Genomic DNA, 12,721 nt, shown 5'->3' on the forward strand with positions numbered 1-12,721 from the left:
CCGTCGCGGGTCAAAGGCTCTCGAGCGTCACCTTCATGTTCGGCAGGCCCATCAACCCCCTGTGACCATGCCGGGCATAGGACTTGAAGACGAACGCGTCATTGACCCAGTGATGTTGAACATGTGCAACCTGGGTGCCGTCGGCGACCGCAACGCAGACGCTGTAGTCGCCATTTAGAAGATACGGCATCTGGAAGGCGAACCGTGCGCGGGCGACCTGGCCGGCTACGACCGGTCGATGATCGTGTTCATATGCGAGGTAGGTGTTCTCACCCATGAGATTCTGCCCGAGCCGATCGCGGATGTAAAATCCAATCAGGGGTTGAGCCATGTCCGCGAGCGCTTTCACGAGCACCACCAGCGTGACGTTCTCTCCGCCCTCGACACCGCGTAGAGCCTTACCGTCGGCGTCCAGCAGCACGACGTTGCGGATTTCCGCCCCGCCGGCGCCAAAGGACGAAGATCCCTCATGTAACGCATAGGAGACCTCGCCGATGGTCTCGATCGCGTGGTCTATCCCCGCTCCCTGCGCGTCCGTTTGGATCGGTGCCTTCTTCATAGCCGATTGCGGGCCTTGCATCGTCTCGTAGAGCTTGGCGAGGTAGGCGTCGGACACGTCCTTGGGTGTGCCGTCCTGCACCAGAGTGCCGCCGTCGAGCCAGATCGCACGATCGCAGAGGGACAGGACGGCGGAGCTGTCATGGCTGACGAAGAGCAACGTACCCTGCTGCGCGAAATCACGTAGGAAGCGCATGCACTTCTGAACGAAGAAGGCGTCCCCAACCGCGAGCGCTTCGTCGATGATGAGAATGTCGGCATCGACATGAGCCACCACGGCGAAGGCCAGCCGCACCGACATGCCGCTCGAATATGTCTTTACCGGCTGGTCGATGAAATCGCCCAGGCCCGCGAATTCGGCGATCGCGGGAAACCGCGCCTCGATCTCGGCATCGGTTAATCCGAGGATCGAGGCATTGAGGTGGACGTTCTCGCGGCCGGTGAACTCCGGATTGAAACCCGCCCCCAGCTCGAGCAGCGCCGCGATCCTGCCACGGGTCTGGATGTGCCCGACCGTGGGGGTCAGCGTGCCGCAGATCATCTGCAGCAAGGTCGATTTTCCAGCGCCGTTGCGCCCAATGATACCGACGGTCTCGCCGCGTCGGATCTCGAAGCTGACATTGCGCAGTGCCCAGAATTCACGGAAATACTTCGGGATCGGCCGGCCCAGAAGCTGCGCCGTGCGGCCGAAGACGGCCTGTTTCAGCCGGTCCTCGGGCTTCTCGTAGACGAGGTAGCACTTGCCCGCGCCCGCGACGGTGATGGCGCTCTCAGAGGACATCCGCGAACCCCTTGCGAATGCGCTGGAACCAGGCGAACCCCAGAACGGCGATGATCCAGCTGATGGCGGAGTAGACCGCCAGCCCGCTCCAGGACGGCATCTTGCCCCAGATCAGCACGTCGCGCGCCTGTTCGACGGGAAAGGTGAGCGGGTTCAGGAGAACGATGGCGCGGTAGGATTCAGGGATCGCCGACAACGGGTAGAAGACCGGCGAGAGGAACAGCAGAGCCGTCACCAACAATCCGATCATCTGCCCGATATCGCGCAGAAAGACGCCCAATGCAGCCAGGAACCAGCTCAAGCCCAAGGTCAGCAACAGGAACGGAGCCAGCACCACGGGCGCGAGTAGGATCGTCCAATGGAACGGGTTGCCAGCGAGCAGCATCGCCACGAACAGCACGATGAAACTAACGAAACTGTGGAACAGGGCCGACCCCATCGCGACGACGGGCAATATCTCGATCGGGAAAACGACCTTCTTCACGTAGGTGGCGTGACTGACGATCAACCCCGGCGCGCGGCCGATACACTCCGCAAAGAGCCCTTGCACGATCAGGCCTACGAAGAGCACGACTGCGAAGCTGACTCCCGCCACCTCGTTCTGCGCTGCCCAGCGCGCCTTGAACACGACCGAAAACACGAACGTGTAAATGACCAGCATCGCCATCGGTTGAACGAGCGACCAGGACAAACCGCCGATCGAGCCACGATAACGCCCCACAATCTCCCGTCGCACGAATCTGCGGATCAGTTGACGGTGGGTCCAAGCATTCGTCACGGGAGCAAGAAACGGCAATCTTCTCCAAAACCGATCGGCCATCCGCATCGCAACCCATGTTTCCAGTCAAGCGCCGCACCGAGGCGCCTGTCGGCCTGTCGGCCCGTATCGAGGCTCGGCGTGGCTGGCAGGTAACCCGCGCAAGTCCATCGGCGCGGGCGAACGCTTAAGCGCTATTGCGCGACCAGTCCAGCCGCGGGCTGATCAGCGGCCCGCGCCGGGCGGCTGGTGCAGATAGCGCGCAATCGCCCGGCTCGGCTCGGCATTGATATCATAGGCCAGCGCCGAGAGCAGGAACTGAAGGCCGATCGTGACGTTGATCGCCGACATCATGATGATGCCGAGTGCCGTCTGCTCGCCGGTCGCGAAGGCCCTGACCAGATAGGTCGAGCCGAGCACGACGCCGAATCCGAACATCAGGACGCCGAAAAGCGTCCAGATCGTCGCGATGTTGAAGTCGCGCAGGACGTACTGATAGAAGAACCGCGAGCAGAAATTCGTAAGGTGCTTGCGAAAGAAGGGCACGAGCACTTTCCTGGCGCTCAGATTGCTGACCTCGTCGCCATAGCGGGCCGGAATCGGCACGTCGATGATGACCGCACGGATCAGGCCGAGTTGGAAGATCATATCGGATTCGAAGAAGAAGCGGCGATCGATCTTGTCGAAATCGATCATGTTGACGACCTTCGCGTCGAGGCAAGTATATCCGTTGGTTGGGTCCATTAATTTCCAGTAGCCAGACGACATTTTATTCAAAAATGACAGCATGGCATTGCCGAAAATTCTTATTTTAGGCATCTGGTTGAGGAAGCTCGGTGCGTGAAAGCGATTTCCCTTGGAGTAGTCTGCATCTTGTAGCACAACTGGGGCGATCAGTTCGTTGAGATGCTGAGGGTCCATCTGATCATCGCCATCCATCTTGACCAGGATGTCGTAGTTTTCGGCGGCGGCCTTGTAGCCAGTCATCATCGCGCCGCCGACACCTTGGTTGGTCTCGTGGAAGATCACCGTGACGTTGGTTCCGGCGAACCGTTCGGCCACGAATGCGCCGCTGCTCTCGGGGCATTTGTCATCCACGACGAAGACATGGTCGACTCGGTCCTTCACATTCGCGACCACGGTCTCGATATGGACGCGGACGCGATAGCAAGGGATGATGATCGCGATTCTTGGCCGCGACGATGCCTGGCTCCCCTCTTTGTCGCCGTATTCAAGCGGTTTGGTCAGAGCACGCTTCATTTTCAACTCATTCTCATTGTGAACGCCTGCCGGAGGCGCCCCGTCGATCAATACATCCGCGCCGTTATTCAGCGAGAGCGCTGAGCCAGTACGGCCCCGCGCCGAGGCATCCAATAACGTCGCAGACGAGGCCACGCACCATCTTTTCAAATGAGTCCTGCATCACCATTCCTGCGCTTTCAAAGCTCTATGCGGCAGTCAAACCAATCACTGCAGCCTTTAGCCTCTCATCACGCTTGTTGCCGCGGACGAGGAGGCTAACGGCTGCAGACGTTCATAATCAAACTGCCAACTCACAATACGTCTCACGGCGGTGTTCCTGCTGCCGCAAGCCAAACACGCGGCTGACGCACGGGAGAGCCACTTATCAATGCGCTTGTGGCCGGCAACGCTGTTGGAAGCTCGGCTAATGAAGCCAAAACGATCAGCTCACAAGGGACGCATTAGGACCATGTGGATGTTCTGGGAGAACAGCGCGTCTCGATCAAGGCGCTCAACCAACCTGCCGAATTTGTAGAGGGCGGCAGCGGGCAGCGTCGACAGCCAGGGCACGCGAGGAGTCCACAGGCATGCCGTCAGAACCATGGAGATCGCGTGGCACACCATGAGCGCAATACCGCCGGCGTTCGTCTGCCGCACAATTGTAAATCCGGCCTTTTCCGCCAAGCTCCTAAGTCCGTAGCGCGAGAAGCGGAAATAGTCATGCGGCCAGCCATGCAGGTAGTACATGAACGGCACGGATAAGATGACATGCCCGCCTGGCTTCAGCACACGATGGATTTCCGGCAGCACGCGCCAAGGTTCGGGCGTATGCTCCATGACCGAACAGCAGAACACCGTGTCGATCGTTCCGTCGCGCAGCGGCAACCCGCCCTGAAGATCGGCGCAGAAATCGAGCTGCGGATGCTCGACGATGTAGTCTGTGGACATATAGACGGTTGCATGCGGCTCCAAAGCGGATCTCCAGGCCATACGGCCAGCTCCAGCGTCGAGCACAACACCCTTCGTGAATTCGTCGATCAGCGGAACGATGTCGTCCAGTGATGAGCGATGATCGACGGCGATCTTCCAAAAAAGATTCGTTCCGATGGTATCGGAACAGGCCTTATGCCACCGCGTCTTTAGGCTCATCGAGTCGATCCGTCATCCATGCAGCAAACTTTATCGGCTTGCCGCAATTTGGGCCAGCCCTGCCGAGGCTCTGTCGGCGACGGGCGTTCCGATTGCCTTAGAGCAAGTGGCGGGATAAGCGAAGCGCGCTCATGGCGCGACGCCGATGGGGCCATAGCCGTTGGAGCGCACCGTTCTCCAACTCATCATGACGCATTGCCCGCTGCGGGCCGAAGTTGGCGCAATGACATTCCTGACAGAGATGAATTTGGTCGAGTGGGCGATCAGCGTGTTCGCCTTGCTGGCATTAGTCTTGTCGGCGAAGCATTGGCGGCCGCAGCTGCGGTGGCGCGGCACGGCTCGCTCCGCTCTGGCTCCAAACACCTCATCCTGGGGAAACCCGCATGGGAATGCGGTTGGAACCGTACTCGGTGTGGTTGCGCTCTTCATTGCGTTTTGCCTTGCCGTCAGCGAGGTCAGCCAGTTCATGACGCTGGACGAGACTGCCTTCGGCGAGGTCCTTCGAAATCCCGCTGACCGCAATATCGCATCCAATTGGGCACAAGGTGCATCGCACACCGCCAATCTTATCTGGATTCCCGTGACGCGGCTGATGCAGGCATTTTCGGCCCGCGACGCCACCATCGACGCCACGCTGAAAACGATCCACTGGCTGGTCGGATTTGCCCTGATGATGGGCATCGTCCTGAATGTCGCGCGCCTGTCGCCATCTCAGCCGGGCGTAAAGTCCGTCATGGTAGCGACGTTAGCCGGCGTCCTGCTCGTGCTACCTGTCGACAATCTCGCCTTGAAGACGTTGAATTACGACGCAATCTCGCTGTTCGGCAGTGTGCTCGCCATTACGCTCTTGGCGCGGGCTCAACAAGAAGAGCGTCCTGACCTGCTGTGGGCCGGTCTCCTCTTCGCTTCCCTCGCGGCGCAGGAGAAGCTCAACGCGTCACTCGTCCTCCTGATCTTATGTCTCGCCGCCGGTGTGATCGAAGCGTCGATGCGCGTTGAGCGCCGTGCCCGGGCAGCTGCGATCGCCACCCTGAAAGCGTTATGCCTCGCCTTGCTCGTCAGTGCTTGCTCCTATGTGCTCGCGGCATTGTGCCTGATCGGCGAGCCTGCGCTCGCTGTCCTGATACGGACGGCACCGCTGTTCATGGAGATCCTCACCGTCTGGATCTACGCTCCCTTGCGTTTCGTCTTCGGCATCGGAAATAGTTTGGCCGATCCCGCCGCTCGCGTGGGCTACAGTACGGCTGCAGCAGTACTGACTTTCGTCCTGCTTCCGCTGGCCTCGGCGCTCATCGTGAAGCTCTGGCCGCGCCTACAGATACTCAGTCGTGCGGCAGCGGCCCTCTCGCCGTTCGTCTTTCCGCTCGGAATTGCCATCGTGCTCTTCGTCGGAGTGGCGGGCTTGCACTACGCAGAACCCGTCTTTGCACCGATGGTGCCGCTGGATTCGTCGTTGATGACGATCGGCTCATTCAACGGCGTCCAGCTCCATTTCGGTATGCCCAGCGCAGTCTTGCATCGCGTCGCGGCTATTGCGTTCGCATATGGCGTCGTATTGGCGGCTCTTCCGACTGCTCTCATCGCGGTCGCTGCGGTGACTGCCGCAAGGCTTGCCTGGCGGCCTCGCTCCTTGCCATTCTTCGATCTGTTGTTCGCCGCGGCGATCGCGGCTCCTGCCATCCTCGCGCTTCTGAATACGCCGACCTTCAATCGCTATCTGAACCTGCCGATCCTCCTGGCGACCATCGTCATTGTGGTGCGCATCGTCTCGACATGGGCTTCAGTTTTCCGTGCGAATCGATCATGCGTGATCGCCCTGCCGGCATTGATCTTGGCAATGGTCGTCGAGGTCGCTCCTTTCCGACCGTTGCACGCCGCCTTTCGGCCTATCACGGTGAATTACGGCGGAGCCGACAGCCCGGCGCCGGGCCGTTTGAACTTCTCTTGGACTGGGTGGGGGGAGGAGGCGATCCTAGCAGGGAAATTGATCGACAAGGAATGCCGCAAGGCCGGAAGCCTAGCCGGAATCGACTGCCGCAATGTGAGGATCTGGTCGGTCTATAAGGGCCGCTGGTTCCCGCGCGCCGGCACACGCGTCCAGCCGCTCGAAGGCGGCTTCTTCGCCGACAAGGACTGGGCGAGCGGGCCGGATATTTACTATGTGATGAACCGCCAGCTGCTTGTCGGCGGGCTTTTGAGTGCGTTCCCGTCAATCGAGCCCGATTTCGTCATCCAATATCGTGGATTTGCGATGGCGTGGGTCTATCGCGGCGATCGTCTGAAATCCTCCGGGTACCATTTCATTTGGGGGAGTTGACCAACTCGCCGGTGGCACCCGCCGCGTCATGCGTGCCGGCAAGCCCCAGCGTGTTGCGAAGCATTTCAGCTTGGCCGTTCAGCAGAGCATCCAGAATGCTCACCTGGCCTTCGAAGGGCCCTTCATGCAGTTGTGGGTAGTTTGGATAAGGCCCGTACTCCATCCATTCCACCGTTATGCCGGCTGCTTTGAATTGCTCTTCGTCCAAATATGATTTCGCCGAGGGACCCGAAACGTAATGTGTGGCTCCGGCGGCCACACAGGTCGACAGTACCCGCTCGCTGCGCGTCCCCGTGAGCGCGTAATCCCGATCCCGCGTTATCGTCACGCCGATATCCAAGAGTTCCACAAGCCACCGCAGAAATATCTCGTTGATGTCGGTGAGAAGCCGCTTGGCGCCAGCGCGTTCATACTGGGCTCTCAAGGTCGGCATGAAGGATGCCCGCATGGGAGCCTTTGCGTAGGCCTGCTCGATTTGCAGCATATGTGCCTCTGCCCAACCCTCCTTGACTTCGACCTGCTCCATTGGCTGACCAAGCCGATCGCTCGTACTGACCGGGATCGTCAGCCATCGAAGACCGGCGCTGGTCTTGATCCGGTTTCGGTTGTGCCAATGTCCTTTGCTGAAGGCGACCTGATCATAGATCACGTACTCGTCGCACCTGGCGATAAGATCGAAAAATCCGCGCCATGGCACGTAGCATGACTGAATGATCGCGATCCGCTTCATCTTCACTTTCCTGCAACTGACTGGTTCGAGTGACCAATGTGATCGCTCTGTCTAACTAGCAGGCGACGGAGAGCCAACTGTGGCTCACATGCCGGATGTCTCGGCGTCGCTTCTTGAAAGACACTCCCCGTGGGGGCGAGCCGGGAATCGACAAGTGGTCCCGCGCAAACTAGAAGCGCCGAGGGCGATTGAGTCTCATTGGAGCGTCATTCGCACCGGTATTGCCGGCGGCAAAATCCAATGAGGCCTTAAGAACGTAGATCGACCTTTGATTTTCGTATGAAAGGCGTCGCTCGAAGTTAATATTATGTAAATAAAAATAGATATTACGATATCAATTATTTTATGATTTAAATAATTATATCTTCGACTTTATGCAGGCGGATGGATATATAGATGAATATAGCGCTAAAAATTGTTTTTGGCGTTGCCTTGATGGCGCTGATCATCATCAAGTTCGACGTTGTGAGGTCTTTTGGTATAATCGGCGAGCTTCCGTATATTTATGTGATTTCGATAATTTCTATCTCGTTTTTTGGATTGTTCGTTCAATCAGCTAAGACAAATATCTTGTTGCCTGATGTTCCTCTGCTCCAGTTGTTCCGGATCAACATAATCTCGCAGATCTACGCGATTGTGTTCTTCGGCCAGCTCGGAGGAGACGTCGCCAAGGCCGGGTATCTCGGCCGCTCTTCTGTTGAGCTCCATCGGATTGTAGCCGCATTGGTCGTCGACAGAGTCACTGGCCTCATACCCTTGCTAGCGCTCGGTTTGATCGGCCTTCTGGCGAGTCCAGCGCTTTTTGATCCGCTCGTTGGCCGAACGCTCATTCTTGCAATGATTATGCTGCTGCTTGGTTCAGTTGCACTCTTTTTGATCGGCGACAGCGTTATGATCAGGCTGCTGTCCTGGCTGCCTGGTCGATTGAGTGGCCCGCTTATCAGGACCGTGGGAGCGGCACGCCAAATGTCCGGAAACCTGCCAGTGCTGGCGAAATCGATCGCAATGGGCGTGCTCTTCCAAGGGATCGGAATCGCCAACAGCGCCTTGCTCGGTTCGGCGCTTGGCATCGACCTGCCTTTGACGATCTGGGCAGTCGTCATCTGCGCAGTGTCGCTTGTTCTCTTGGTGCCTGTTTCCATCGGTGGCGTGGGTGTGCGAGACGTTACCCTTCTCGGCCTACTGGGGGGATTCGGTGTCATGCCCGAAAGGGCAATCGCGCTCTCTCTCTCAATGCTCGGTGTGCAATTGATCATGGCCGCAGTGGGCTTCATGCTCACTTTGCGCGGCGCCAACGCAGAGCGTGGTCCGCGCTAGGCTGATTACGGCGGCCAGCCCGCCGGCCAGGGAGAGCACAGTCTAAAAGGCGCCGCGTCCCGTCAGGTGAGGATATCGCCGCGCGCAAGCATCTCATCACTCTCTATCCAGACCGTGCCATCGCCTGTCGCGACGAGACACCCAGACGATGTGGCGATAAGGACCTGTCCCGGAATCCGGCCGACCGTCACGCCATTCACCGCGACCCGGCGACCATCCGGGTGCCGGAATGTCGCGGGATAAGCGGGTGCCGTGGCGCGGACCGCGTTAATAATCTCATGCGACGATTGCGTCCAGTCGATGCGGTTGTTGGCCTCGGTTCTTCGCGGATAATAGCGGTCCGCGCGCGGGTCGATGGGAATCGGCGGCAATGCCACGCCGCTCAAGGTTGCATCGACGAACTCCACCAGCATCTGTGCCGCCATCTCACATAGGCTCTCGCTGATCGCGAGGTAGCTTTCCGAAAGTCCAAATCTACGGCCGCGCATGAGAAGAACCGCGCCTTGGTCGATCTGCTTCGTCATTTCGTGCAGGGAGACGCCCAGAACGGTCTCCCCCGACGCTATTGCCCATTGTACGGCATGCCTGCCGCGGTAAGACGGCAACAGCGAGGGATGCGCGTTGAAAGCTCCCGACGGGAAGCTGTCGATCAGTGCCCCTGGCAGGATGTGGCCAAAGCCGCTGCACAGCGCCATGTCTGCAGCGCTGGCGGCATCCGCGATGTCGATGAGTGGAATGCCAAGATCGGCCGGAGGCTCGCCGGTCGCCGCATCCCACACGATGGCGGCCATCTGCCCCCCATGACGCTTGCAGAGAGCTTCCGCGGCAAGCCGTCCAGCCAGCCCGCCACCGAACAGCAGGAATGTCATCGTTTAGCCTCCGTCGTGGTGGCTGTGCGCTTGTGTTCTCGCCCTGCCGCTCCGAGTGCGCGATCCTGTTTGCGCCGCTCGCGGCAGAACGGCGGCACGCTCATACATTCAGGCTGCAGGAGAAAGCGCGCGTTTTACCGCATCTGCAACAACGTCGACGCCATCATCCAGCCCAAGCCAGAGCGGAAGACGTACCAGCCGGCGACTGAGGTCGTCAGTTTGCTGCATTGAGCCGCTAGCCCTTCCAAATCGCAATCCCGCCGGTGCGCTGTGCAGCGGAATGTAATGAAACACAGCACTGATGCCCTCTGCCCGCAGTGCCCTGATCAGGCCGTCGCGTTTGGCCTCGTCCGGCAAAAGCAGATAATAGATATGTCCATTCGAGACCACGTCCTCAGGGATGGTGGGCCGCCGCAGGACGCCCGCCTGTTCCATTGCTTCGAAATGCTCGTGATAGCGGCTCCAGATCAAGAGCCTGCGCTGGGTCAATTCCTGCGCCACTTCTAACTGCGACCATAGGAAGGCGCTTATGATCTCGCTAGGAAGGTAACTCGAACCGAGGTCGACCCAGGTGTATTTGCTGATCTCCCCCCGCGCGAACGCGGTCCGGTTCGTGCCCTTCTCGCGGATTATTTCGGCCCGCTCGATAATCTCGGGGTCATTAATCAGTATCGCCCCGCCTTCGCCCGAGATGATGTTTTTGGTTTCGTGGAAGCTTAACGCCGCCATCTGACCGATGGACCCTAAAGGACGTCCACGGTAGCTTGCCATAATCGCCTGGGCCGCATCCTCGATTACCGTTAGGCCATGTCGAGCCGCGATGGCCATGATTGAATCCATTGCACAGGCTACGCCGGCATAATGGACGACCATGATTGCACGCGTGCGCGGCGTGATTGCGGCTTCAATCAAGCGCTCGTCGATGTTCAACGTGTCTGCCCGGATATCGACGAATACAGGCGTCGCGCCGCGCAAGACTATGGCATTGGCTGAAGAACTGAAGGTGAAGGATGGCATGATAACTTCGTCGCCGGCCTCGAGGCCGGCCAGGATCGCCGCCATGTCAAGTGCCCCCGACCCAGACGTGGTCAGCAATGCCTTTCGAACACCAAGGATATTTTCAAGCCACTCGTGGCAGAGCTTGGTGAAGCGGCCATCTCCCGACAGATGCGTGCTACCGCAGACTTCGTTCAAGAACTCAACGGCGCGCGCTCCGCTCCAGGGCCGGTTGAATGGGATCATGTTCGCTATTGCCCTGTTTTCGTTTCGTCGGTTTGGCGGCCGCTAGGCAGAAAGCGGCGGTACTTTCCGCCTATCAGAGCATGGACATCTCACAAGAAGATGGGCAAAGCCAGTCTTGAAATAGCCCCTTCGGCGTGCCACTGCAGCCTGCTGCAGCGGTTTCAAAGCAGGCGGATGCTGTCGTTGCGGCATCGAATATCGATACGTATCGTGCTCGTCTGCGTAGAAGGAGTTCCGTAGTTGAAGAAGAATATCTGCTTTATTATCGACCATCTTGGCGTCGGTGGCGTGCAGGAATACCTTCTCAATTACGTTAAATTTTCTAGTAGTAATACGAATTTCACTATTGTTTCGATTTTCGGCAGCGATATCTACTCCACGCGACTCAGGGCGGCTGGCGCGAATGTGGTCTTCCTCACCGGCAGGCCTTACAATTACGGAACGGTAGTCGATCCCCGCACCTTCTGGGCTTTCCTGACATTCTATCGCCGAAATCACGAGGTTTTCGACTTCATCCATCTCAAGCTCTTCGCGGCATTCGCGTATGCCTCGTTACTTATGCTCTGGCGATTGCCTAACGTGAGCGCGGGGATCGACTGCAACCGCAGCCAGCTGCCATTCCCAATTCGGGCGCTCTTCTGGATTTTCGGACGACATTACAAGCGGTTCTATATGAACCGGATCATCTGGAACGATTACAAAGGCTACGGTTTCCGTTCCGACCGCCTGCGCGATCAGCCGAATCCCATCACACGCCGCCAGAGCGACACTCCGAAGCGTTTCTCGGCGCGCCATGCCTTTCTCTCCGTGGGACGAGGCATTGCCCAAAAAGGACACGCTGAGGCAGTCGCGTTTTTCAACGTCCTCAAGCCGATGTTGGATAACGACGCATGCCTCATCATCGTTGGCGACGGCCCTGCGATAGACGAGTTGAAAGTCCAAACAGCGGCCAGATCAGAGACAGGCGTCTTGTTCGCCGGTTCTGTCGCAGACTACGACGACTGGCTGATGGGCTCCTCAGGGCTCATCCGTATGGCCTTTGGTGAGGACACCAATTCTGTGATGAGAGAATGCTTGCTGGCGGGCAAGATCGTGGCCTCGACCCTCGAGGGACCAAACTCCGTGGAGTTGGCCGAACAACAGGTAATCGTACCGATTGACCGGGAAAATTTGCAAGATAGCGCGAAGCGGTTCGCCAACGAGGTGAGAGCTTTTTCTGCGAACCGTGCAATGCGGCTCAGCCAGTATGCCGAGCGTCGATGGCCCCAAGCTGACGTTTTTAAAGTATACGATTGAAAGACTGTCGTTTAGTTGAGCTAACGGAAGTAATAAGTTATTGATTGTATGGCATCAGTTTTGTCGTGGATCGTGGTGCGGGCAGGGCGGGCGTCAATGATCAACGGGAACGTGGCGAACACGCATCATGAATCTTGTGCATTTGCTTCGATGCCAGCCCTCGATGAATTCGCGTCATGCGACATGGCCGGAGTTATCGGAGCTCGTATGGGTGAAGCCGATCCAAAAGCTTCCACACTCGATGCCAGCGTCGGCGACGTGGTTCAGGCCATGGACATGCTCTCCGGCCAGTTGTGTTGACGCTAGACCGTATCACTCGATAGTTGGACTGATATTGGGCAAACGGGTTCGAGCATGAATTCCAGCAGAAGTCGCGTCGCTGATGCGGGAAGGCATTCGGCCGTGCGGAGTTGGATCGGACTAGCCACGATTGGACTGTTCGGGGTTCTCAGCGCTCGATACG

10 protein-coding genes are annotated in these 12,721 nt (G+C 58.4%); 3 read left to right on the plus strand and 7 right to left on the minus strand.

Annotated features, from left to right (window positions below; genetic code table 11):
* Positions 1–10: 10 nt before the first annotated feature.
* The 4 genes from C4S73_RS25210 to C4S73_RS25225 all read right to left on the minus strand — a co-directional run bounded on the left by C4S73_RS25210 (position 11) and on the right by C4S73_RS25225 (position 4,487).
* Positions 11–1,339 carry an ABC transporter ATP-binding protein gene (locus C4S73_RS25210; RefSeq protein ID WP_103875352.1) on the minus strand — a complete coding sequence of 443 codons (1,329 nt, stop codon included), beginning with the start codon at positions 1,337–1,339 and terminating at the stop codon, positions 11–13.
* Positions 1,329–2,165, minus strand: coding sequence for an ABC transporter permease (locus tag C4S73_RS25215; protein ID WP_244595788.1), 837 nt, complete (start codon positions 2,163–2,165; stop codon positions 1,329–1,331). Before C4S73_RS25215 ends, C4S73_RS25210 begins: the two co-directional genes overlap by 11 nt.
* A 156-nt stretch (positions 2,166–2,321) precedes the next feature.
* Positions 2,322–3,491, minus strand: a complete 1,170-nt coding sequence (locus tag C4S73_RS25220; protein ID WP_146071501.1) for a glycosyltransferase family 2 protein — start codon at positions 3,489–3,491, stop codon at positions 2,322–2,324.
* Between the two features lie 294 nt (positions 3,492–3,785).
* On the minus strand, positions 3,786–4,487 hold the full coding sequence (locus tag C4S73_RS25225; RefSeq protein ID WP_103875355.1) for a class I SAM-dependent methyltransferase: 702 nt from the start codon (positions 4,485–4,487) through the stop codon (positions 3,786–3,788).
* A gap of 160 nt (positions 4,488–4,647) precedes the next feature.
* Here C4S73_RS25225 and C4S73_RS25230 point away from each other — a divergent pair, with 160 nt between their 5' ends.
* Positions 4,648–6,804: a hypothetical protein gene (locus C4S73_RS25230; protein ID WP_103875356.1), complete on the plus strand. Its 2,157-nt coding sequence runs from the start codon at positions 4,648–4,650 to the stop codon at positions 6,802–6,804.
* On the opposite strand, the gene C4S73_RS25235 is transcribed toward C4S73_RS25230, so the two are convergent.
* Positions 6,788–7,534: a WbqC family protein gene (locus C4S73_RS25235; RefSeq protein ID WP_103875413.1), complete on the minus strand. Its 747-nt coding sequence runs from the start codon at positions 7,532–7,534 to the stop codon at positions 6,788–6,790. The two genes, C4S73_RS25230 and C4S73_RS25235, sit on opposite strands and share 17 nt — an antisense overlap.
* Before the next feature lie 396 nt (positions 7,535–7,930).
* On the opposite strand from C4S73_RS25235, the gene C4S73_RS25240 reads away from it, so the two are divergent.
* Positions 7,931–8,851 (plus strand): lysylphosphatidylglycerol synthase transmembrane domain-containing protein, encoded by a 921-nt coding sequence (locus C4S73_RS25240; RefSeq protein WP_103875357.1) that lies wholly within the window; start codon positions 7,931–7,933, stop codon positions 8,849–8,851.
* Between the two features lie 62 nt (positions 8,852–8,913).
* Here C4S73_RS25240 and C4S73_RS25245 read toward each other — a convergent pair whose 3' ends face one another.
* On the minus strand, positions 8,914–9,720 hold the full coding sequence (locus C4S73_RS25245) for a methionyl-tRNA formyltransferase (protein WP_103875358.1): 807 nt from the start codon (positions 9,718–9,720) through the stop codon (positions 8,914–8,916).
* Between the two features lie 108 nt (positions 9,721–9,828).
* Positions 9,829–10,962 (minus strand): dTDP-4-amino-4,6-dideoxygalactose transaminase, encoded by a 1,134-nt coding sequence (gene rffA, locus C4S73_RS25250; RefSeq protein ID WP_103875359.1) that lies wholly within the window; start codon positions 10,960–10,962, stop codon positions 9,829–9,831.
* A gap of 240 nt (positions 10,963–11,202) precedes the next feature.
* On the opposite strand from rffA, the gene C4S73_RS25255 reads away from it, so the two are divergent.
* On the plus strand, positions 11,203–12,258 hold the full coding sequence (locus tag C4S73_RS25255) for a glycosyltransferase (protein WP_103875360.1): 1,056 nt from the start codon (positions 11,203–11,205) through the stop codon (positions 12,256–12,258).
* Positions 12,259–12,721: the final 463 nt, after the last annotated feature.

Origin of the sequence: Allobosea lathyri, assembly GCF_900108245.1 — a bacterium.
GTDB classification, from domain to species: domain Bacteria; phylum Pseudomonadota; class Alphaproteobacteria; order Rhizobiales; family Beijerinckiaceae; genus Allobosea; species Allobosea lathyri.

Excerpts from the sequence above, each read along its gene's own strand:
- C4S73_RS25210 (WP_103875352.1), bottom strand. The coding sequence starts at position 1,339 with ATGTCCTCTGAGAGCGCCATCACCGTCGCGGGCGCGGGCAAGTGCTAC.
- C4S73_RS25215 (WP_244595788.1), bottom strand. The coding sequence starts at position 2,165 with ATGCGGATGGCCGATCGGTTTTGGAGAAGATTGCCGTTTCTTGCTCCC.
- C4S73_RS25225 (WP_103875355.1), bottom strand. The coding sequence starts at position 4,487 with ATGAGCCTAAAGACGCGGTGGCATAAGGCCTGTTCCGATACCATCGGA.
- C4S73_RS25235 (WP_103875413.1), bottom strand. The coding sequence starts at position 7,534 with ATGAAGCGGATCGCGATCATTCAGTCATGCTACGTGCCATGGCGCGGA.
- C4S73_RS25240 (WP_103875357.1), top strand. The coding sequence starts at position 7,931 with ATGAATATAGCGCTAAAAATTGTTTTTGGCGTTGCCTTGATGGCGCTG.
- C4S73_RS25245 (WP_103875358.1), bottom strand. The coding sequence starts at position 9,720 with ATGACATTCCTGCTGTTCGGTGGCGGGCTGGCTGGACGGCTTGCCGCG.
- rffA (WP_103875359.1), bottom strand. The coding sequence starts at position 10,962 with ATGATCCCATTCAACCGGCCCTGGAGCGGAGCGCGCGCCGTTGAGTTC.